This window comes from Roseovarius lutimaris (genome assembly GCF_900115165.1).
Classification (GTDB): domain Bacteria; phylum Pseudomonadota; class Alphaproteobacteria; order Rhodobacterales; family Rhodobacteraceae; genus Roseovarius; species Roseovarius lutimaris.
Window position 1 is genome coordinate 1 of record NZ_FOVP01000034.1, and the last position, 23406, is coordinate 23406.

A 23406-nucleotide genomic window follows, 5' to 3' on the forward strand; every position below is an offset into this window, starting at 1 on the left:
GCATAATCATTGTTATGTTATTTAAATGCGTTTCAGCAGAACAGAAACCCACAACGCCAGCGTGCTTGCCAGGCTCTGGCGATATAACCCCAGCCGCCACAACCCGACCAGACGGGTCGGTAAGGGGCCGCGGCGCACATCCGCAAATGCCACCAGAGCTTGCTGATTTTCCGGTGTAAGTTGCGGTTTGACGCAAGACAGGGCTTTGATGTTTGTCTCGTTCCAGTCCCGAAAGCTGCCGCGCAGCAATTGCCAGATGCGCTTGATCTGAGCGGACCGGGTGTCATTCGCCCCGATCTGGTTCACCGCGTGCTGGCGATAAAGCAGCGTTGGCTGATCATCATGGACAATCCGCCCGCCCACCCCGGTGATGAGTTGATAGGCCCACCAGTCATGGACGACCACCGGGCCTGTTTTCCTTGCTGCGGCTTCAATCAGCGTCGCAGCTGCCGGGTTGAGCAATATCGTATTTCCGGATGCGATGTTCTGGACAAGCGCGTTGCGGAAAGACAGCGGCCGGGGTCGGGGGGCAGAGAGTCGCCGGTTCCGGAGGTGTTCATCCGTGATCCAGGTGCGGCTGCAGTAAAGCGCGGGCTGTTCGGGGTCTCCTGAACGCAGGGCGGCAATACCTCGGGACAGCCGGTCAGGCAACCAGACATCATCCTGATCGCAGAAGGCCAGCCAATGTCCGGGGGCGCCATGATCGGGCGCCCGGCGTATCAGCGACATGAAATTTTCCGTCCCACCCCGACAGGGCCCGGCAAGGCAGGTTACCGGGTGCGCCTTGGAAAACTCTTCCAGAAGAGCCGGACTGTCATCTGTCGAGGCATCGTCGCTGCTGATCAAATGCCAGTCCGGGTGATCCTGCCCGGCCAGGCTGTCGAGCTGATCCTGCAGGTTGGCGGCGCCATTGTAGACGGCCATCAGGATGACGACATGCGGTGAGGAGGGTGTGGTCATGGATCAGTTTTTCGGGCCGGGCTGATGTCTGAGGCGCTCAAGATAACGGCCATAATCGGTTTTCCGAAACAGCCAGATACGCTCTGAAAGAGCGCTATCATCGATCCAGCCCTTGGTATAGGCGATCTCTTCCAGACATCCGACCTGCTGGCCCTGGCGTTGCTCCAGGGTTCGTACGAAATTACCGGCATCCAGCAGGCTGGCATGTGTTCCTGTATCCAGCCAGGCATAGCCGCGCCCCATAAGTTCGACCGACAGCTTGCCATCGCTCAGATACATGTCCAGCAAAGTGGTGATTTCCAGCTCACCGCGCTCGGATGGTTTGACCTGTCTGGCCCGTTCGGTCGCTTCACCATCCAGAAAGTAGAGCCCGGTCACCGCATAATCGGACTTGGGCGCCTGGGGTTTTTCGATGATGGAGACCGCGCGCCCGGTCGTGTCAAATTCGACCACGCCATAACGCTCCGGATCTGCCACGCGATATCCAAAGACTGTCCCGCCTGACGTTTGGGTTGTGGCCGCCGCCAGTTGTTCGGACAGGCCGTGACCATAGAAGATATTATCCCCCAGAACCAGGGCGGAGGGGGCACCGTCCAGAAAGGATTCCGCTAGAAGATAGGCCTGGGCCAGCCCGTCGGGCGAGGGTTGTTCGATATAGGTAAAGGCAAGGCCCCATTGACTGCCATCCCCAAGAAGACGACGGAACTGGTCCTGATCCTGCGGTGTGGTGATGATTGCAATCTCACGGATATCGGCCAGCATCAGAACCGAAAGCGGATAGAAGATCATCGGCTTGTCATAGACCGGCAGCAGCTGTTTGCTGAGCCCGATGGTGATCGGGTAAAGCCGCGTGCCCGATCCGCCCGCGAGGACAATGCCTTTGCGTGATATCGTCATGCCACCCCCAGTTCTTTCAACACACCGGCAAGCCCGGCCTTCCAGTCCGGGCGCATAATCCCGAAATCATCCGCCAATGCGGCGCAGTCAAGTTTTGAATTCAATGGCCGCGCGGCGGGTGTGGGATAGGCCGCTGTGGCAATGTCGGTCACAGCCACATCCCGGCCCGCCTGAGCGAAAATTTCCCGGGCAAAGCCGGCCCAGCCGACATCGGGCGCACCACTGAAATGATAGAGCCCCCCACCCTGCCCCGCAGCCATCGCACGTACCATACCCAAAAGCGCCGCTGCGATGTCGGCCGCAGGGGTTGGTCCGCCAATCTGGTCGGCAACCACGTTCAGGGCGTCGTGGGTCTCGCTGAGGCGCAGCATGGTTTTCACGAAATTACTCCCGTGGGCTGAGAAGACCCAGGAGGTCCGCAGAATGGCAGATCTGCCACCGGCGGCGCGAACGGCCCCCTCCCCCTTTAGCTTGCTGCGGCCATAGGCGTTTTGCGGGGCCACCGGATCGGACGGGGCTCGCGGCCCGGTGCCGGTGCCATCAAAGACATAATCTGTTGAGACATGGCAAAACGGCAGCCCGCGCGCGGCACAGGCCCGCGCCATGGCGCCGGGGGCGTCGGCGTTTATGACAGTGGCCAGGGCTTCTTCGCTTTCCGCGTGATCTACAGCGGTATAGGCGGCGGCGTTGATCACGGCCCGGGCATCGCTGTGTTCAATCAGGGCGGCACAGGCCGCCGGATCGCTCAGGTCGACATCCTGACGCGACAGGGCCTCGATGTCATGGCCCTGAGGGGAGCGCTGGAGCTCGCGCGCCACCTGTCCAGTTTTGCCAAAGACCAGGATTTTCATGTCGGTGGCCCTTTCTTTCTCTGCAAGCGGGCCTTAGCCCGTACCAAGACGGCTGCCCACGCCGTCGCGATTCAACAGGGCCTGCCACCACGGCTCATTGTCTAGATACCATTGCACCGTCCGTCGCAGCCCCTCTTCGATGGTGACACCGGGCCGCCAGCCCAGTTCCGTGCGGATGCGGGTGGGATCAATCGAATAGCGGGCATCGTGCCCGGGGCGGTCGTTTACGAAGGTGATGAGATCGGCATAGGGGTGCGCGCCCGGGCGCAGCTCGTCCAGGATATCGCACAACATCTGCACCAGCTCGAGGTTGCTGCGCTCGTTCTCGCCGCCGATATTGTAGCTGCGCCCGACCTGCCCCCGGTTCAGCACTGTCAGCAGGGCATCAGCATGATCTTCCACATAGAGCCAATCCCGCACGTTTGAGCCATCACCATAGATCGGCAGCGGTTTACCGGCCAGGGCATTGAGGATGATCACCGGGATCAGCTTTTCGGGAAAATGATAAGGCCCGTAATTGTTCGAGCAGTTGGTCAGCAGAACCGGCAACCCGTAGGTTTCATGCCAGGCCCGCACCAGGTGATCGCTGGCCGCCTTGGAGGCCGAATAGGGGCTGCGCGGATCATAGGGGGTGCTTTCGGTGAACTGGCCGGTTGGCCCCAGACTGCCATAGACCTCATCGGTCGAGATGTGATGAAAGCGGAAATTCTCCGGCTGCCCCCTGCGCTCCCAGTGGGCACGGGCGGCCTGCAACAGGTTGAAGGTGCCGGTGACATTGGTCTCGATAAATGCACCGGGGCCATCAATCGAGCGGTCGACGTGGGATTCGGCCGCCAGATGCATGACAGCATCCGGCAGGTGGGTGGAAAAGATCCGCTCCAGTGCCGCCGGATCGCAGATATTGGCGTGCTCAAAGGCATAATCCGGGTGATCCGCCACCGAGGCCACGTTTCCCAGGCAGGCGGCATAGGTCAGCGCATCCAGATTGACCACGCGGTGCCCGCGGGCGATCGCCTGGCGCACCACCGCTGACCCGATAAACCCTGCCCCGCCTGTCACCAGCAGTTTCATGCTCACGCCTCGTAGGTGAAAGGGGAGTGGATATCGGCCAGACGGGGGGCGGCGGCATCTTTTTGCGACAGGATGGCCTGTCCGGTGGCCGCGCCCCAGTCGATGCCAATGTCAGGATCATCAAAACGCACGGCGCCATCGCACTCCGGCGCATAATAATCACTGCATTTATAGATGATTTCGGTATCGGGCTCGCGGGTGATGAACCCATGCAGGAAGCCGGCGGGGATCAGCAACTGGCGCCCATTCTCAAAACTGAGTTCGACGCCGGTCCACTGTCCGTAGGTGGGGCTGCCCTGGCGGATGTCGACGGCAACGTCAAAAAGCCGCCCCCGGCCACAGCGCACCAGCTTGGCCTGAGCATGGGGCGGGGCCTGAAAATGCAGCCCGCGAACCGTGCCTGTCTGTGCGGAAAGGGAGTGATTGTCCTGTACGAAATCATAGTCAAGCCCGGCCTCGGTCAGGCGCTTGCGATTCCAGCTTTCGGAGAAAAACCCACGGTCATCCCCATGGCGGGCGGGTGTCAGGATCACGACCCCATCAAGCGTGGTCTGTTCAACGTTCATCCGGCCCTCTTTCGCAAAATTTTTCCCTGCCACTGCAACCCGCCGTGCTTTGTGCCAAATCGGAGAGAATTCCGCCAGAGACAAAGACCGTGCAGGGCCTTATTGCCTAGGCGTTTGCAAATTTACATCTGTACAGGCCCCAGGATAAGGGCCTGGCAGAGGTATTGCCTTGCAAAATATCCTGACGGATTACAGCCCCACCACATCAATCAGGCGGGCGGACCCTGTCAGCGCTTCTTTCAGGTCGGCAAAAACCGAATGCTTGACCAGGACACAGATGACATCGGCCTGCGCAATCGCCTCTTCCAGCGGGGTAAGGGCAATTGTCCCACCGCTCAGCCTGGCGGGCAACTCTGTGATATGCGGCTCAACCGCCAGCACCTGACAGCCCAGCTTACCGAAACCGAGGGTGATCTGCAGGGCGGGGCTTTCACGTAGATCGTCGATGTCGGGTTTGAAGGCCAGCCCCAGACAGGCCACTTTGATATCTGACATGCTGCGCGAGGGTTCTGCGCTCAGAACCTCCATCACGGCCTCTTTGCCCTTTTGCAAAACCCAGCCGGGTTTGCTGTCATTGCCTTCACGGGCCGCCCGGATCAGCTTGGCCTCGTCAGGGGCTGATGCCACGATAAACCAGGGGTCCACGGCAATGCAGTGTCCACCGACCCCGGCGCCGGGTTGCAGGATATTGACCCGCGGGTGACGGTTGGCCAGGCTGATCAATTCCCAGACGTCGATATCGAACTTGTCGCAGATGATCGAAAGCTCGTTGGCAAAGGCAATCTGCACATCGCGAGAGCTGTTCTCGGTCAGTTTGCACATTTCCGCGGTGCGGGCATTGGTGACAACGCAATCCCCTTGCACCACCTTCTTGTACATGGCCACGGCCATTTCGCTGGCGCGCTCCGTCATGCCGCCGATGATACGATCATTTTCGACCAGTTCGCGCACCACATGGCCAGGCAGCACCCGCTCGGGGCAGTGGGCGATCTGAATGTCAGCATCATTTCCGGCCGTTTGCGGAAAGCTGAGATCGGGGCGGGCTTGCGCCAGCCACGCCGACATCTGCTCGGTCGCCCCGATGGGCGAGGTGCTTTCGAGGATCACCAGGTCGCCTTTCTTCAGGACCGGGGCAATCATGTTCGTGGCGGACTGGATATAGCTCAGGTCCGGCTGATACTCAGCCTTGAAGGGGGTCGGCACCGCGATGATGAACGCATCGGCGGTTTCGGGCTCAAGCGTGGCGTGCAGCATGCCATCGGTCACCGCCTTGTGCACGATGCCGTCAAGCTCTGGCTCAACAATGTGAATTTTCCCGGCATTGATCGTGTCCACCACATGCGGCGATACATCAACACCGATTACCTTGGTGCCGTGGGCCGCAAACAACGCAGCCGTAGGCAGGCCGATATACCCGAGGCCGATCATGGAAATACGTTCAAACATCGGGAAACTCCTTGTTCATCTCGGTTACCGGCGTGTCAACGCGTCAGCTATACGTTCGGCTGCCCGGCCATCACCATAAGGATTGAGGGCGCGGGCCATTGCATTATAGGCCTCTGGATCATTCAGCAGATGCAGGGCGGTGTCGCGGATCTTGTCGCTGTCCGTGCCGACCAGCAGGACAGTGCCGACCGCCACAGCCTCGGGGCGTTCCGTGGTGTTGCGCATCACCAGAACCGGCTTGCCAAGCGAGGGGGCTTCTTCCTGCACGCCGCCGGAATCGGTGATGATCAGATGTGCCCGGCTCATCAGCCAGACGAACGGCAGGTAATCCTGCGGCTCAATCAGATGGACAGCAGCGGTCTCGCCCAGAATCCGTTTTACAGGGGCCTGTACATTGGGGTTCAGGTGGACGGGATAGACAATCTGGGCATCCCCCTGTTCGCTGATGTCGCGAAGCGCATGGCAGATGTTTTCAAACCCCGTGCCGAAATTCTCACGTCGGTGCCCGGTCACGAGGATCAGACGGCGGGCATTGTCGAGAAAGGGAAAGCGCGCCTGCATCTGTGCATCCAGCGTCGGGTCTGCGTCAAACCGGGCCACAACGTCCTGCAGGGCATCAATGACCGTATTGCCGGTCACAATGATTGCATCATCGGCCACGTTCTCGGCCAGAAGGCTCTGGCGGGCGGTCTCTGTCGGGGCAAAGTGCATATCGGCAATGCGCCCGACAATCATCCGGTTCATCTCTTCCGGCCAGGGGGCGTAGATATTGCCGGTTCTAAGACCGGCCTCGACATGGCCAACCGGGATCTGGGCATAAAATGCCGCCAGCGCCCCGGCCATTGTGGTTGTCGTATCGCCATGCACCAGCAGGCGGTCATATTGCCCGTCTTTGAGGATATCGCGCAGGGCAAGGATGATATTTGCGGTGATGTCGGTCAGGTCCTGCCCGGGCTTCATCACGTTGAGGTCGAAATCCGGTTCAATGCCGAAAAGTGAGAGCACCTGATCCAGCATCTGGCGATGCTGGGCGGTCACGCAGACATCGACCTCAAGACCTTCCGTTGCCTTGAGGCGCTTTACGACAGGCGCCATTTTGATCGCTTCAGGGCGGGTGCCGAAAACTATAAGTACTTTCAAAACAGCGCCCCTTGTCAGTAAAATGGCGTTTAGCGCGTGCTTTGCTTATTTTATGAAAAATTACAACCTGAAACCATGAAGCTCAGGGTCGGGTTCTGCCAGCAAAATATCGCAGGGTACGGGCAATCGCGTTGTCAATCGCATGGCGGCGTTATAAAGGCTTTAATGCTTTATATAACGCTATGAAACCGGGTTAAGGGTCAAATCATATGACGCGTAAATTTTTCGGCACGGACGGTATCCGGGGCAAAGCGAATGTTTACCCGATGACAGCGGGTTTCATGGTTGAGCTGGCTCAGGCCGTTGGCCAGTATTTCAACGCGGACACCAAAACCCACCGTGTGGTGATCGGCAAGGATACCCGCCGCTCCTGTTACATGCTGGAAAATGCCATGACCGCCGGGTTTACCTCGGCGGGGATGGATGTGTTTGCCTTGGGCCCCCTGCCAACCCCGGCTGTCGGTCTGCTGACCCACTCCATGCGGGCCGACCTGGGGGTTATGATTTCAGCGTCGCACAATCCGTACCACGACAACGGTATCAAGTTTTTCGGCCCCGATGGTTATAAATTGTCCGATGCTGTCGAAACCGAAATTGAATCGATACTTGTCGGCAGGCGGTTCGGGACGTTTGATGGCCAGCCTGGCCGTGTCACACGCCTCAATGATTCTTCCGGGCGCTATGTGGAATATGCCAAGACAACCGTGCCTGACCGGACCCGGTTTCACGGTCTGAAAATCGTACTCGATTGCGCCAATGGCGCGGCTTACAATGCCGCCCCCGAAGTGCTGTGGGAGCTGGGTGCGGACGTCATTTCTCTGGGCGTGTCGCCAAACGGGTACAATATCAATGCCGACTGCGGCTCGACCAGTCCGGCACAGGCGGCGCAGGCTGTGCGCGACACCGGCGCCGATGCCGGGATCTGCCTTGATGGCGATGCCGACCGCATCATCGTGCTGGATGAAACCGGTACCGTTGTGGATGGCGATCAGATCATGGCGTTGCTGGCTGGGCGGTGGGCACAGGCCGGTCGGCTCAATCATAACACCCTGGTGGCGACGGTCATGTCCAACCTTGGTCTGGAACGACATCTTGCCGCTCAGGGTATCAAACTGCTGCGCACACCGGTCGGAGACCGCTATGTGGTCGAAGCGATGCGGAACGGCGGATACAATATGGGTGGTGAACAATCCGGCCATATTGTTCTGACAGATCACGCCACGACAGGCGATGGGCTGGTGGCCGGGCTGCAATTTCTGGCGCTGTTGAAGGAAAGCGGCGAGAAGGCCAGCAAACTGACCCGGCAGTTTGATCCTGTTCCCCAGCTTTTGCGCAATGTTCGCTACAGCGTCGGCAGCACCCCTCTGGAACATGAAGCCGTTCGGGAGGCCATCGCCGAGGGTGAAGTGAAACTTGGCGATAAAGGCCGCCTTCTGATCCGCAAATCCGGGACAGAACCGTTGATCCGGGTGATGGGTGAGAGCCTTGATCCGGCGCTTCTTGATCAGGTTGTTGAGCAGATTGTGGAAAAAGTTACCCTACATGGTTAAGCCGTGATGGCGCGGATCCAAAAAACCCTTTGGACAGGCCGGGCGCCATGACCGCGGGACAGGATCAAAGCCGGGAGATTGCCCATGGTCTTGCCCGGGCCGGGCGCTTTCTGGCCGAGGTCGGCGATGATGCGGCGCTCAATATTCTGCATGAAGCGGTTGATTTGTGTCGCGATACCGAGACGCTCAGAGCGCTTTGCGAGGGCGCCCTGAACCTCTACGATCTGGACTGTCTGAATGAGGCTTTGCCCCGGCTGGCCGCGAGCGGCGGCAGCGCTCCGGGTGTACGGGCTTTCATTGAAGATGTCCGCTCCGGCCCGCTTCGGGCCGCAGAGCTGGCGGGGCGGTTGCAAAATCGGCAGTCGCTGGACCTTTCCCCTGTGTCGGGGCGCGTTCTTTATGTGCTGCACCAGTCCGTTCCTTATGCCAGCGATGGCTATGCGACCCGCAGCCATGGCCTTGCAAAGGCGCTTTTGAAACGCGGGGTAGACCTTGTCTGCCTAACCCGCCCGGGGTTTCCTTTTGATCTTTTCCCCAATGACGATCCTGGTCATGATATCCCGCTGGAGCAGGCAATTGATGGGGTGGTCTATCATCATATTTCCACCCCCACCTGGGCTGCATTTCCCCGGCGGCCAAGCGATCACATGGCCCACGCATCGGTTGATTATCTGGACGAGGCTGCCAAACGCCTTGGCGCAGAAATCCGCCGCCATCGTCCGGCCTGTGTGGTGGCGGCCTCCAACCACACAACCGCCTTGCCCGCTTGCCTTGCCGCCCATGCAGCCGGCCTTCCTTTTGTCTACGAAGTCCGGGGCTTCTGGGAAATCACCCATGCCTCGCGCAACCCGGCCTATGCGCTGACGACCACCGGCCGTCAGGAACGGTTTCTGGAGGTCGAAACCGCCCGGGCCGCCGAGGCTGTGCTGACCCTGACCGAACCCATGCGCGATGAGCTGATCGCTCGGGACGTTGACCCTGGGCGGATCAGCCTGGTGCCCAATTCCTGCGATCCAGACAGGTTTGTCCCGATCCCGCGGGATGTGGCGCTGATGCGCGCGCTCGCCTTGCCGCCAGATGTGCCTGTGATCGGCTACGTCGGGTCCTTCATCCAATATGAGGGGCTTGATGACCTGACGCTTGCCTGTGCCGCCCTGCGTCGCAGTGGCCGCGCTTTTCGCCTGTTGCTGATCGGCAGCGAGCCGCCGGATGCCGCCGGGGCTTTCCCGATCACCGAGAAGATAAAACGAATTGCGCAGGAACAGGGGGTGGACGATTGGCTGATCTTGCCGGGCCGTGTGCCGCATGACGATGTCGGTCGCTATTATTCCTTGATAGATATTGCGCCCTTCCCGCGCAAATCCCAGCCGGTGACCGAACTTGTATCTCCTCTCAAGCCTCTGGAAGCCCTGGCTATGGAAAAGGCTGTTGTGGTGTCTTCGGTCGCGGGGCTGACCGGTATGATCAGTGACAATGAAACCGGCCTTGTGTTCCTCAAGGGAGATATAGGTGCGTTAACGGCAGCTCTTGAGAGGCTTGTGGAAGATGAGGCTCTGCGTCACCGGCTTGGTCAGGAAGGGCGGCGTTGGGTTCTTGCACATCGGAGCTGGGAGCGGACCGCCGACAAGCTGGCGGTTGCGCTTCAGCATCTTGCGGGCCCCTGAAAATCCTGCGCTATTTGAGAGCTGCTCAGAGCATGTTGCGTTTAATCAGTTTTGTATCCTGCGGCTTTGAAGAAGTTGTAGTATTCTTCGTCGGTGAAGAGGTCACAGACGTGACCAACTGCCTGCCATAGCTGGTCATATGTTCGCGCCGCCGCTTTTCTGATGAGCGCCTTGGTTAACAGGCCCTAAGTGAAAACGGACCATAGGTTTGCATCATCTTTTAGTATTTGTGTTTCCTCCACCGAAAGGGTTTCGCGTTTCTTTCCGATGACCGTCGATGTTGCATTTCGGTTTTGATCTGACAAAATAGTTTTCCTGACCCGACCATCATCACTTACCCCCAGTGGTTTCAGGAAACGGGATAGAAAAAAAGTGACGCGGTCAGGCGCTTCCATGTATTCGTTCAGTTTGAATATATGCACTCGATCACCAGCAGATTCTTTCATAGAAAAATATTCACTAATAGATTGCTTGTAATCTTCCATAAAGGTTTCAAGTGTAAAAGAGTTCCACGGCATAGACTTATAGGATGCCCAGCATGTCAGAGGATCCCTGATGCAGTATATATAATGTGGACTTAAATCTACACTACGAAAGTGCTTTTCAATATCTAAGAAAAACCGTTCGTGTCGGGGCGACTTATATCCACATACTGTTCTGGAATGCTTTACTTTTTCTATATACCCTTTAGATAAAAAATTTAGGGTTTGAAATATATAGTCAGACTTCCTGCTTTTCCAATCTTCAGAAAAGGATTCATTTTTAAGATATCCTCTATCCACCGTAGTGAGGTGATTAAAGAATGATACAATCATTTGCGGTGGAATTTCGCCATATAATTGAATATTTCCGTGCGAAGAAAGAATATCTGCAACCGTTCTAGTTCCGCTACGGCCCATCCCACAAACAATCAATGGCTTTTCTTTCACATCTCTTACCATTTCGATATTCTTCTCTTTCTTGCAATTACAAATAATTATTAGGCCGACCTGTAGCGCAAAGCGTCATTTTCTTACATCATACTATTCTCAATAATTACTCATTTCAGGCTCAAGCCTTTTCCCGAAAGTAATCCTGCATCGATGAAATGAACTTATTAATATTATAACGTTCTTCTATAAATTTTGCACCGATGTCACAATCGCGCAGATAGGCCTCAAAATCTGACCGATAGGACAGAATACGATCAACAATTGCCTCCTCGGACGGAAGGATAATCCGGTCTGGCCAGATGAATTCTGCCCCCTCCCAGTAGCGCACCAACCCGACACCACCCGAAGCAAACGCATCAGCAACGGCCAAATGAAAACTCTCAAAACAAGGAAAATCTCGGACTGAAGCGCTCAAGGATAATATGATGCCGACATTATGCGCTGCCAATTCTTGGCACACATCAACATGCCCATGGAATTTCACGGCATCTTCCAACCCTATATTGGAAATTTTTTCGGCGCAGCTCTGAAAATAAGTGGCTTCTTCAGTGTTATTCATAAGCCAAGGCAAATCCTGCGCGGCCTTGCCGAAAATATCCAGCGTATAGCGCGGATCGTGTTGGCGCAGCTTGTGCAAAATCGACAAGGATTTCTCAAATCCCTTTCGCGCGGGTAAAATTCCAATCATCCCAAGGCGGAACCGCCTATCTGGATCATGGCTTTTTACATAGGCAGCAGATTCGATGTAATTATGTTGCAAACGCGCCTTATAACGCGGAATATTGGGAAACCGTTCCAACATCCGCTCCAGAAACAGTGTGGACACAGTGATAACGGAATCGACCCGGTCTACATCCATCCTGTCCCCGAAATCGCGGCCCAGTTCAAAGCGATGCATGCGAACGATTAACCGTTGATGCGGCTTCTTGTTGCGTGAATACCAAACCGCATTCCCCAGCAGCCATTCGCACCAGATCAGGTCGGCCCAGTCCAGCGCGGCGCGGCTGGCCTGCTCATCATGGCTGTCATGACCGCTCCATTCATCTAGGCGCAGGTCATAGATTTGTTCAAGATGCGGAACGACGGCCGTAATGAATTTCAAATCATATCCGGCGATCAGCAGACGTGGCCGACAGGCCCGCGCGAATGCCCGAGGATCGTTGCGCCCGGCAATCTCGATCAGATCTTTCAGGCGGCGGGAAAATCCAAAAGCTTCAACCTGTGAGCGGTACTCGTTCAGAAACACCGACAGGCTGTGAAAGGTCTCATCCGTGATATCGCCTCGATTGACGAAAATCATCGAGTGCAGCGCCGTCTGCAGCCCGATCTGAAGGCGCAGCGCGATATAGTCTATTCCCAAGGGGTGCATCGCGGCCGCCGCGCCGCGCCAGACAGTTAGATGATCGCGCAATTCGCGATTGCCGTAACTTTGGGTGCTGGACGGTGTAAAGCTGGGAGTTTTCACGTAGATAAATGTCGGGTGGTCTATATACTCAATCCGGTCCGCAGCAGCGAGAACCGTGATCAGAAACAACGTGTCCTCTCCCATACGCAGATCACTACGCCAAAACAGTTCATTTTCCCGCAACAGGCTGGTTCGGATTAAGTTGCAAACCGTCGTGCTTTGGCTCCCGACAATCAGGCTGATGCGCTCCGCCTTGCTCAGCGTATCGGACCAGCCTTGAATCCGGTTCAATACCTTCTGCGCACCGTTGCTTTCGGCAATCAGGTGGCCGCGGACAATATCGGCTCCTGTGCGCTGTGCATGGGCCAAATGAAGCCGCAGCGTGTCGGGCAGGATTTCGTCATCACAATCGAGGAAAAAGATATAGTCGCCCTGCGCCTCGACCACCCCCCTATTACGTGGCGCGGAGGGCGAGCCGCTATTCGCGCCCATCCTGATTACGCGCCAGTGATCGACGTCGGCACATTGGTCCTGCAACATCTGGTAGGTACCATCACTCGAGCAGTCATCGACAAAAATGACCTCATATTGCGTCGGCGCCAGATCAATCCGGCGCAGCGACGCAAGGCATCGCCCGATCTTGCCAAGCGCGTTGTGGCACGGGATGATGAGCGAGATTCTTGGTAGGCTGGTTTGAATGGGAGCGCTATTTAACATAAAGCTATCTGCTTCATTAATATCGGGTGGCAGGCTGCCTGCAGGCCAATAACACGAGATGTGTCACTATGAGCGGAGGTTATCATCATTAATCCTTAAAGTAACAATCCATGAAAGTTTTCATCTTTGAACCATCTCTCTCGCACCAATAATACCCAACATATTCTCCAAAATTATCTGATCCAATTTTGTTAATATTTTTCGTTGGAAAACTGGCGAGAGCTCTATGAGGGGAACACGGCTTTATACGGGCTCTACCATTTCATAGTCTTATCAGCTGATAACATTCGCCTGTCAGACGGCGTAAAACTTGGTAGTCTGCGCAAGCAAACCGGACAGTACCGTTTGAGAAGACAAGATGATAGATGCCCCGGGCGTGGTCTGTGTCTTGTATCGAAGCTGTGGTTCTTTCGCCGGCTCGATTACCATCCCCGCCGCATATTGCAGATGCAAGCGCGCGCGGGCTAGCCAGCCGGGGGGCGGCAGGGCCTCAGGCTCTATCAGCGCGATATGATCCGTTTCCACCGGAGCGTAGCGGCCCTCTATCGCCAACGTCTCGGCGTGGTGCAGGGATGTGACGGTGATACCGTAACGATTGAACTTTTCGTAAAGCGTGGCGATCTCCAGCGGCTCCATGGCGTCCATCGCCATCAGCAGCAGCTGATCGCGGGACAGGTCCGCCTCTTGCTGAAACCAGCCCAGGGCGATTTCAGCATCCCCCAGCTTATGCACGGGCCAAACCACGCAAATATCTTCTGCTGCAGGGCGATGGGCGAAGCCGATCCGCGTGAGAATCTCTTCCCAGCGGTGCCGGTATGTGTGATGCGCCAAAACCTGTGTGAGGTTACGCTCGCGGATGGCGTCGATATCGTCACCGCTTAGCGTGGCCAGGCGCTGCGGGTCGCTATCACAGAAAATCACGTCGCTGCCGAACATGTCCTCCACGCCGACGCTGTAGTTGGACAGCACCAACGTGTTGCATGACATCAGCTCAAACACCCGGCGCGCGAACATCGTGCGCGACTGCGTCACCGTGTTGATGTTCAGCGCCAGTCGACTGCTTTTGTAAGCATCCGCTATCTGATCATGGGGAACTGCGGGACGCACGAAGGGGGTGTATTCGCTGGGCCAGGCATGCAGCGGATCGCCGTCGCCGTGATACCGGTTATAGATTTCCAAATCATATCCGGCGGCTCGCAGGCCGCGCAGGATATCGTGCATATGCTCCGAGCGTTCCAGGTGATTGGCATACCAACTGCCTGCAAAGGTGACCGCATCCGACCGCGACCCTGTATCGATCGGATTGAACAGGGCCGGATTGGTCGCAAATGGCAGGGCATGAACGCTTTTCAGGCCGTAATCGGCCTTGTATCGCTCGACGCATTCAACAGCGGTAGTAAAGACGTGATCGAATTCGGTCGCCGTCTTGACGAAATCATGGATGCGGTCGGAATAATGCGTGGGGTCTTCCTTGTTCCAGAAAACGGTTGGAATGCCCTTCTTCCGGCAATGGGCCAAGATTTCCAGCAATATACCGCGGTTTTCCTTTGGGAAATTGGTGCTGGCGTAAATTTTTCCCTTCCAAGGGCGCTGCTGGCTGTCGGCCCCTGACCAAGCGGATTCACAAAAGAATATCTGCGGACGGGCCTCTTCGAACTGCGCGCGCCAATGGTCGGGCAGAAGCGCCGTATTATGAAACGCATCAGCGAAACTATTGGTTGAGAACTCATCAAGGACCGTGACGGCCCGCACAGATGTGGATCTGGGTACCGCTGCATCCCCGTCCCGATCGGTGCGGGATCTGCAGGCGGCGGCTAGTACTCGTTCGCGCTCCAGTCCTTGACGCAAGAAAGCCGCCGAGTCTGTGCGCCCCGCATCAGCCAGGAAGCGCGCTGCCGCCAACAGCCCCTGCACATTTGATGGCTTGCTGTGCTGATTCATGACGTTCTTTCCCTGAAGCGATTATTCATGCCGTCTGTCAAAGGTTGCCCTTTTATGAACCGCTTGCCGCAGCCCCATGCTCATTACGGGAAATGCTTCTTGACCGACAGGTCCGGCGGCAAAAGCTTGTTAGTCGATTTGATTTATATGTCAATATTTTGACCTATATACCAATGAGCTGGGAGGGCGTCATGGCTCAACAGTTATACATGGCCTTTTGTTTTCAAAAACGGTATACTTTTAGCTTAACTTACTCCGCAAGGCCTATCCTAAAGATAATAATCGCATGCCTCCCGAAATCCGACCTTCCCACGGCAAAATCTGAGCAGCCCCACTTGAGTGGTCCAAATTGAAAGTTAGTGCATGATTGGCGCCCAGGATATTGGTTGCAATTTTCTTCAATAATGGCCCGCAGGGCATTTGTGCCACTGCGTTGCAGGCCAAATTGCTTTATTATTTTCATGAAAATATCATCCCGTTTTCAGATCTGCCCCAAGGCAGTTCTATGTCTCTTTCGCATAAACACGCCAGTCCACCTGTGAACGACCTGCTACATCAAAAATCAGCGTATCAATAGCGCCGTGTTCCATGAAGCCATGGCCAACCAGCCCTCCCATCCGGGGGGGCTCGTCGCCGCCCCGCACGCGCTCGACCGAGGCGTCCGCGACCTCCAGAACAAGGATGAAGTCCGATCCTGGATGGGTCAGAAGAACCCGGCCTTCTTCAATTTCTGCCGAAACATGCTCGCCACAATGAAAGCGTAGCTGCGCGCCTTCACAGGGCTCTGAAAGGATATCGGACCCGGAAATCTCCAACCGGTCAAGGGCGCAGGTCAGCCGCCGCGACAGGGTCATGCCCTCATAGCCCTCATGGGTGCCGCTTAGCTGGCATGTATTGCCGTCACGCCTGCCCTCCAACCGGGTCAGGCCGGGATCAATGCTATAGGGGGTGTCTGGCAGAAACACGCAATTATGCGCGGCGGCTGACCGCAGGTAGGCCGGGATGGGCGCATCATACTCATGTGAATGAAAACTGGGGTCAATCAACCATTCCAGCCCATCGAAATAGAGCGTGAAGGACAGATTGTCCTCATGTTTGTGGGTGCGTGACAGGGAGGTCGCCAGCATTGTCAGCATGAAAGGATGCTCTGCATGATCGCTCTTCACGATCGCATAACCCGTCTCGGGCAAAACCGTTACCTCAGGTGTGCCATAAGGCATCTGACCGCGGGGATTGGGTTCATCCAGATTGGGCAGGCGAAAGGTGTCTCCCTGCGACAGGGTGCGCCGCGCATCCGGATAGCGAAAGAAGTCGGAAAACGCCTTCAGTTCCTGTGCTATTTCCGGGATTTCCGTTTCCCGGTCACTCAGCGTGGTCAGGACACCTGCAAACTCCACAATCCGCTGTACACCCTGATGGTAGCCGATGGAGTTCTCGACAAAAACGGAATAGCCATTGTCACGCCGGATCAGAACCGCAAACTGATCTTCCAGCCGCCAGAGCGCTGTTTTGACCCATGTTTCAGCGCAGGGCCATGAAGGGAAGGCCAGACAAACCGCAAGTAAAGCAAGATCCTGAAACCAAGCATGATTGTGATATCGTATCCGCTGATGCCCGGCATAGAAAACTTCCGACGCCAAAAGCTGGGCATGGCGAAAGATGGCCAGGCGCAGCTGTGCCATGAAGCGGTGGTCAAATCCGTTTTGCTGCCCGATATCATACATCTGCACGAACGCCAGACAGCGTTCGGCGGTGCCATGATCATACCAGGCATATTTTATATTCGCATCGGGTTTGAAAAAGCTCTGTTCCAACCAATGCGAGATCAAACTGTGGGCGGAAAAAAGAGATGGTATATCACCGGTCTCATGGGCGTAAAGCATCAGCATGGTCGCTGCATGCTGTGCATGCCAGGAAAACTGATAGGTGCCGGTCTTTTCAAGATCCAGAGGGAGGGGCGCTGATGCTGGCCAGTCGAGCATCGTGCCGTTGATCAGAGGGCAGCGTCCGGTTTCAAGGAAACCCTGTGCCTGTTCCTTATATGACAGAAAGCACTTCTTGTTGTAATCGCGTACAGCATGCAGCACGCGGGAGGAAAGGCGGCGGTCAGGGCCGAGAAGGTCTTCCATGCCGTCCACGTCTTCCTGCCAGAGCAGCATCTCGCTGACATCCAGAAAGGCTTCGGTCCCCGGGTTTCCCTTGATGTAAAGACGGATATCCTTGATGGGCCGGTCTTCGGGGCTCTCCCAGTTGTTACGCCAACCCCAGGCCAGATCATGGTGCCCAACAAGAAAATCAAACCAGTGATCCCAAACGGGATTAACAACCTTCACATGTTGAAATGTGTTGTCCCAAGTGTACCCGATGCCAACGTATTCAATGCTTTCCCATCCCCGAAGGCGAATGTGGGCGCCAACACCGTTCGCTGTTTCGGGTTCAGGTAATGCAAGCCGTAGCTGATAGCTGCCGGTTTTACCGGAAAACGCTGATGTTATATGGTCTTCGGATGCCGTGTGCGTTCCATCACCGGAAAGATGTTCCCCAGATAACATATTTGCGTTGTCTGACTCAGTTGCATTGAATTTGGAGAATGAAACCAGTTTCCGATCTGCCAGGCAGGGCGGTGCGTTCTGTCGTGCGACCGTAGCCTCATTCTTTGTTTCCGGCATTTGTATCAGTCCGTTTTAGAAGGGACGGTAAACAAGTCTATTTCCCTGTCAATTATCAGCGCCGCAGCACTTTGCCGCCGCACCCGGTCGGCCGCCGCCTTTGACATTTCCAAGAAGCGCTCGGGATCGTGATAAAGCGTCTCGATGGCCTGCGCCAACCCGCTTGCATCTTCGGCTTCCGCCATAAACCCGCAGGATTCATCGACAAATTCGGGAATAGCCGCCACATCGGTTGTCACCGGCACCAGACCAGAACTCATTGCCTCATCGCGCGAAACGCCTTGCGCATCCATCCTCGTGGGATTGAGAAATATACCGTATTCCCGGTGCAGCCTTGCAATTTGCGCCTGCGCAAGAAAGCCCTCTTCGATTATCACATTCTTGATGCCGCGCAAAGGTTTCAGAATTTCATCAAACAGTTTTCCTTTCCCGATGATGCGAAACTCCAATTCCTCGAAAAACGGCTTTTCACGAAGCTCCAGAATGGCTTTGACCGACAGGTCATTCGCATATTTTGCAGAAGCGAAGGGCCTGATTGACAGAATTCTCAGCCGCTGTTCGGGCTCTTTGGGTACGTACCTGAATATCTCGCTATCAATCGGATTGTGAATCACCGAATAGCTGGATGTCGGCAGCGCTATCTCGAGGTCTTCCATAACCTCATCTGCAAAATACTGCGATACGAAGACCAATTTCAGATTGTCAGGCAGTTCCGCCAAAGCCCGGCGCCAGAAGGCAAGGCGCTGGTCACTGACTGACTTTGCGGCTTCCAGTTCAGATTCTGTGTTATAATTGTATTCGCGCCGCCACCAGGGCTGTATCTCAGATCCGTGAACCCAGACAATCACACGCAGGCCCGTGGCCAGATGCGGTTGCAGGACATCCCACATCGCCTCATCCAGGAAATGGACACAAACCGTTTCGTAGATGCCCTGCCCCAGCATCATATCAAGCTGTTCGGGGGGGCCCGTCATACAATCGACATTCTCGAACTCATGAAACGCCAGATCGTGATCCGGGCGCAGGCGGAAGACATCCACTTTCTGATCGCGGGTCAGATAAGCCTTGACCCTGCTGTGAACAAACCCGTTACGGTAGATATCCTCGTATGAAGGGTAGTGATTGGTCAGCACAAGCGTGCGGGCCTTACTGAGAATAGGTGTGGGGTACGGGGGGCGCTCCCCCAGAATAAGACGCTGAACCGTCACTTGCCCTGAGGTATAGACTCTGAGTCCAAAGCGCACCCAGACGGTGCCTTCGGGTGGCTCGGCCAGCGTGTTGCGATTGGCAAACGCCATCACATGGCCGAGCCGCTGCTTGTTTTCATCCAGAAAAAGCGTCACCCATTGCAAGTTGAGTCCTGGCGTTGTTTCAAGAAAAACCCTTAGCTGACCATCCTGGACAACATCACCGATGGCGTGTTTTTCGGTTTGGTAAATATAGATATGCTCGCCTTCGGGCAGAGTGGATCTGACAAACAGATCCTTGCCATCCGCCTTCCAGGTAACGCTGCCATTGGCAACGGCGGGCACATTGTCAAGTAACCGGCGCCCCTCAACGACAGGCGCGCCAATAACCGCCTCTTGCGCTGGCGCCGTATTTTCCGCATTCACAACAAGCTCTGATAGCGTACATCCCGCGTCCAGCCCGGGTAGATCATCGACAATTTGCGCAACACCGGGACGTGGCGCCCCATCTGCCCCGCTGCCCTCTTCACAATAGTTGAACGCGTCGATCCCAAGCCCATCTCCGGACCCCGCCGCAAGCCGCGCGCCGGGAAGGGCCTGAGCCCAGAGCGCCAGAGGTTCGGCCGCGACCAGCCGTCGCTCAATCAGAGACCGGCGCAGCATCACACTGTCTGCCGGACGGTAAGCAGCATCCGGGTTGGAAAGCGCCGGTGCTTGATCCGTCAGCGCATGGTACGCGGTTTTTCCGATGACAGCCGCAGTGCTGTACCGCGTCGCCAGAACCAGATCGAGCAGGTAATGCTCTCCATAATAGTCCCCGGCCACCATGGGGGCGATCCGGGCATCGTCAGGTGTCACATCCCCAAGATGTAACGCCTCGGCGCGCGCCTCAGGCAGGGCCATGACTGTATCTGTGGTGATCTCATCGGCCAGGTCGGCAATATCTGACGCGAGCACAAGAACCAGCGTTGCCGACACGTCTTTCTGACGGTCAACCTGGGCCTGAATGGCGGATACCTCCGCGCGGCTACCCGCGTAGGCCACAACCGTGACCGGCGGCAGGCTGTTGCCTCCGGTTTCCAGGCCAAGCTTTTCGGCAATATAGGCCATCCGGACACCATAGGTGTGCTCAAGCATGACCTTACGCAGCCCGGCAAGGCGCAACCGTTCCAGATCGGCATCCTGAAGCCGCTGCAGAATTTCATCGCTGTTGTCACTGGAAATCACCAGATCCCCGAACATATGGCGCACACCACGGGAATAGTTGCTGATCGTGGCCGTATTGGAGGCCAGCAGCTCATAGACCCGGCGGGCAAACATCGTCTGCGAGTTCTTGATGGAATTCAGGTTGATCCCGAAACGGTAGCCCTTATAGGCCCGGTCGATCTGTTCCGGGGGCAAGGACCCTACAATGTATTTCTGATAGGCCTCGGGGAACATATAATCGGGGTGATCCTTGCCGAAATTGCGGTCAAAAATCTCTATCGGGCGGAAATCAGGCAAGCCCTGGACAAACCCTTCCAGATCGCGGGTCCGGTGCGGATAGCGCACGTAATATGCCCCGGCAAAACAAAAGGCATCTTTTCGATTATAAAGCTCGATCGGATTATGTACTTCGGGCTGACAGGCGAAGGGCAGGAAATACACCCGGTCATGCCCGAGGGCCGTCTTGTAGCGGCCGATACAATCGATATCTGTCGTACAGACCATATCAAACCGGTTCGCGGTTGTCAGGAACGTCTCGAAATGAACCGGGTCTTCCTTGTTCCAGAAAACCGTCGGAATCCCGCGCTCCTTACACCAGCTGATAATGTGCCGGAGTTCCGAGCTCAGGTGGCCAACTTTCGACCCCCACTTTTCGCCTTTGCCACGCCATGCGGATTCAATCAACAGCATTTCCGGCATGAAATTTGACAGCTCCTGCGCCCAGGCCTCCGGCGTGAGCTGCATCAGGTCGCATTCCGGCGCGTAGGAATTATAGGTGAACTCATCCATGATCGTCGCCACACGCAGGGGCGACCCCGTCAGCTTGTGATCTGCAATGTTTGCGACCCTGTCCCAATCTTCCGTTTCGGCCGCTGCCGCGAGCTTATCGAATTGCCGTTGCTCCAACGAAGAAAACCCCAAGGCATCCTCTCCTTGAACCTGACGGAGTATTTCCATGGCGCGGGCCGGAAAGCCCGCCTGCAGAAGGCTGAAACCGAGTGCCTTTGTGGCCCAGCTCCCTGGGGCAAGATCGTTGGCGATTGCCGTCAGGCAGTAACTTGTTTCGGGATCGTCGCGGCGCAGATCCCGAGCATATTGCAGACACTGTTCTGCGACCTGGCCAATATCGCTTTCCAGATTGCGCAGCAGATGGCCAATACCCCCGCCCAACCTGTCGGCCTGCTCCAGAAGTTTCTGCGCAGAGTTGTCTTCTACGGTGTCACGCAGGTTTTCAGCCTCACCTGCGGCGGAACGTTTCAAATCAGCCTCGTCAACCTGATGCGAAAGTGCGCGGTTTTTCTCTTCAAGATAAAGATATGCCTCTTGAAGCGTTGCCAGCTGATCCTCGGACGCCGCACCCGCAGCCTGCACCGCGGACAGGTCGTCGGACAGGGCCTCTTTCTCGCCGCGCAGGGTGTCAAGCTCACTTTGAAGCGCTGCGCTTTCGGCAACAAGGTCATTCAGGCGCTGTTTCCACTCGGTCAGCCGTTCAACTGTCGCCTCGTGGAGCTTCTTTTCTGTCGTCAGATCCGCGCGCGAAGCAATGAATTGCTCGCGCGCCCGTTCAGCGGACAGTTTCTCATCCTGTTGACCCGCCTCTACCCGTCGCAAATTGGTATTGAGGATCTGCAACTGGTCTTTCTGGCTCTCAAACTCCGTCAGGCGCTGGTCAAACTCCAGTTTCAATTCCTGATAGGCCCGTTCGGCGCGGGTGGCGCGCTGCAATTCGCTTTCACGCTCTTCGCTGACCTGCTGCAAAAGCGCCTCGGCATCACTGATCCGCCGCCAAAGGTGCGTTTGGGCCTCAAAAATGGCGCGCTCGGTCTGTGCCAGCAAAGGCGTAACCAAAGACGTGCCCTCAGCCGTATCGACTGCATCCTTAAGCAAAATCGCCCGTATATGCCCGTCCGAGACATCCAGCAATTCTATCTTGCCAAAGCCATTCAGCGCCTGCTCGATATCACTAAGGAGAAAACTGTGCTTGATGTCCGGGTGAGGTTGAACACCGAAAGGTGTCGTCAGTATCAAACGCCCACCGTCATCAAGATGTCCGACGGCCATGCGCAGGAAGTTCGATATATTGGAAACATGCGCCAGAACATTGCCCAGAACAACTGTATCAAACGGCACCTCGACCTTGTCCTGAAAAAGGCTGGTATTGCGAAATTCCACCCGCTCGCGCACCGTCTCCGCTTCTGCTGCCAGTATGGTTTGAGCCTGCGTAATCGCGTCGGCATCGATGTCTATACCAACAACCTGAAACCCCTCTCGCCCAAGCAGAACCGGCAGGATACCCTCACTGGTTCCAACATCGAGAACCCGCGTACCCCGGACCTGTGCGGCAATCCAATGGATGCGGTGGCGTGTTTCCTTGATTGCCGCCTGCGCGCGCCATTTGTCAAGATACACCCGCGCGACATGATCCCGGACCATCGGCGGGCCGACACTGTTTTCTTGCTTATGGACCTCAGATGCGGCGGCGGATGTAATCAGAGCAGCACACATAATAAGATACACTCCATCCGCAAAATATTGTTGTTATTCTGAGCGCTCCTTATAATAAGCGCTCCTTATAATATTTGAACTGGCAAAAAAAGCACTTTATACCACGCTATCATAATCATGCCCCGCCCGGAAATACTACCTTCCAGCTTCCATTTTCCGACCGGAAGGTTCACAGGTGGCAAATCTGCAGAACATGTTCGAGGATAAGAAATCATGAAGATTCGCCGACTGGAAAACGAGCCGGACGCCTCGGGCAACGATACAGAAAACCCGCTCGATACATGGCTGATGAAGGTGCAACTGGAGCGGCTGGAATATGATCTGGAGCAAGCGGCCACAAAGGCAGAACGCTGGAAACAGGCCGCTGAGGACGCCGCTCATCAAAACGAAACCCTGGAGGCGGAAACGAAAGAGCTACGCGCCCTGTTGGAGCGAAGCCGTCAGGCCCGCCCCCTGGCCGGAGAGAAGCCGAAAGAGCTGAGCGCACAGAATGAGCTGATGCGGCAGTTGAGCCTTCAGGTTGCCCATCGCAATGCAACGATCGCCCGCCTCCGGGAGGATTTGGAGACGCAGCGCGCAATGCGGCATGCCGACCTGTCGGAAGCCCAGGATGCGCAGGCCGCCGCTGAAGCCCGGGCCGATGCGTTGCGGGATGAGCTGACCGCCCGAACCGCTGAAAAAGAGGCGCTCTCGGAAGAG

General features: G+C 56.3%; 14 protein-coding genes and 1 pseudogene. 3 read left to right on the plus strand and 12 right to left on the minus strand.

Annotated features, from left to right (window positions below):
• Nucleotides 1–21 precede the first annotated feature (21 nt).
• The 7 genes from BMZ91_RS19315 to wecB form a co-directional block, all read right to left on the minus strand.
• Nucleotides 22–960 carry a glycosyltransferase gene (locus BMZ91_RS19315; RefSeq protein ID WP_092842243.1) on the minus strand — a complete coding sequence of 313 codons (939 nt, stop codon included), beginning with the start codon at nt 958–960 and terminating at the stop codon, nt 22–24.
• A 3-nt stretch (nt 961–963) separates the two neighbouring features.
• Nucleotides 964–1857 carry a glucose-1-phosphate thymidylyltransferase RfbA gene (gene rfbA, locus BMZ91_RS19320; protein WP_092842244.1) on the minus strand — a complete coding sequence of 298 codons (894 nt, stop codon included), beginning with the start codon at nt 1855–1857 and terminating at the stop codon, nt 964–966.
• Nucleotides 1854–2708, minus strand: a complete 855-nt coding sequence (gene rfbD, locus BMZ91_RS19325) for a dTDP-4-dehydrorhamnose reductase (protein WP_092842245.1) — start codon at nt 2706–2708, stop codon at nt 1854–1856. The genes rfbA and rfbD overlap by 4 nt, the downstream gene beginning before the upstream one ends.
• Before the next feature lie 33 nt (nt 2709–2741).
• Nucleotides 2742–3779 (minus strand): dTDP-glucose 4,6-dehydratase, encoded by a 1038-nt coding sequence (gene rfbB / locus BMZ91_RS19330; RefSeq protein WP_092842246.1) that lies wholly within the window; start codon nt 3777–3779, stop codon nt 2742–2744.
• A 2-nt stretch (nt 3780–3781) separates the two neighbouring features.
• The gene (gene rfbC / locus BMZ91_RS19335) at nt 3782–4345 is read right to left on the minus strand and encodes a dTDP-4-dehydrorhamnose 3,5-epimerase (RefSeq protein WP_092842256.1); all 564 of its coding nucleotides are present in this window, start codon (nt 4343–4345) and stop codon (nt 3782–3784) included.
• Nucleotides 4346–4534: 189 nt separating this feature from the next.
• Entirely contained in the window at nt 4535–5791 is a 1257-nt protein-coding gene (wecC, locus tag BMZ91_RS19340) for a UDP-N-acetyl-D-mannosamine dehydrogenase (RefSeq protein ID WP_092842247.1), read from the minus strand.
• 24 nt (nt 5792–5815) lie between these two features.
• Nucleotides 5816–6931, minus strand: coding sequence for a non-hydrolyzing UDP-N-acetylglucosamine 2-epimerase (gene wecB, locus BMZ91_RS19345; protein ID WP_092842248.1), 1116 nt, complete (start codon nt 6929–6931; stop codon nt 5816–5818).
• A gap of 209 nt (nt 6932–7140) precedes the next feature.
• On the opposite strand from wecB, the gene glmM reads away from it, so the two are divergent.
• Together glmM and BMZ91_RS19355 are read left to right on the plus strand one after the other, a co-directional pair.
• Nucleotides 7141–8481 carry a phosphoglucosamine mutase gene (gene glmM, locus BMZ91_RS19350; RefSeq protein ID WP_092842249.1) on the plus strand — a complete coding sequence of 447 codons (1341 nt, stop codon included), beginning with the start codon at nt 7141–7143 and terminating at the stop codon, nt 8479–8481.
• 47 nt (nt 8482–8528) lie between these two features.
• A complete protein-coding gene (locus BMZ91_RS19355) occupies nt 8529–10145 on the plus strand; it encodes a glycosyltransferase (RefSeq protein WP_092842250.1) in 1617 nt (538 codons plus the stop codon).
• Between the two features lie 185 nt (nt 10146–10330).
• On the opposite strand, the gene BMZ91_RS19360 is transcribed toward BMZ91_RS19355, so the two are convergent.
• The 5 genes from BMZ91_RS19360 to BMZ91_RS19380 all read right to left on the minus strand — a co-directional run bounded on the left by BMZ91_RS19360 (nt 10331) and on the right by BMZ91_RS19380 (nt 22635).
• Entirely contained in the window at nt 10331–11086 is a 756-nt protein-coding gene (locus tag BMZ91_RS19360; RefSeq protein WP_092842251.1) for a sulfotransferase, read from the minus strand.
• A gap of 109 nt (nt 11087–11195) precedes the next feature.
• On the minus strand, nt 11196–13199 hold the full coding sequence (locus tag BMZ91_RS19365) for a glycosyltransferase (RefSeq protein WP_092842252.1): 2004 nt from the start codon (nt 13197–13199) through the stop codon (nt 11196–11198).
• 294 nt (nt 13200–13493) lie between these two features.
• Nucleotides 13494–15140 carry a CgeB family protein gene (locus BMZ91_RS19370; protein ID WP_092842253.1) on the minus strand — a complete coding sequence of 549 codons (1647 nt, stop codon included), beginning with the start codon at nt 15138–15140 and terminating at the stop codon, nt 13494–13496.
• A gap of 503 nt (nt 15141–15643) precedes the next feature.
• Nucleotides 15644–17809 (minus strand): heparinase II/III domain-containing protein, encoded by a 2166-nt coding sequence (locus BMZ91_RS19375; protein ID WP_092842254.1) that lies wholly within the window; start codon nt 17807–17809, stop codon nt 15644–15646.
• Nucleotides 17810–17814: 5 nt separating this feature from the next.
• The gene (locus tag BMZ91_RS19380) at nt 17815–22635 is read right to left on the minus strand and encodes a glycosyltransferase family protein (RefSeq protein WP_177193932.1); all 4821 of its coding nucleotides are present in this window, start codon (nt 22633–22635) and stop codon (nt 17815–17817) included.
• 285 nt (nt 22636–22920) lie between these two features.
• Here BMZ91_RS19380 and BMZ91_RS19385 point away from each other — a divergent pair.
• Nucleotides 22921–23406 (plus strand): annotated as a pseudogene (locus BMZ91_RS19385) (hypothetical protein); the annotation flags it as partial.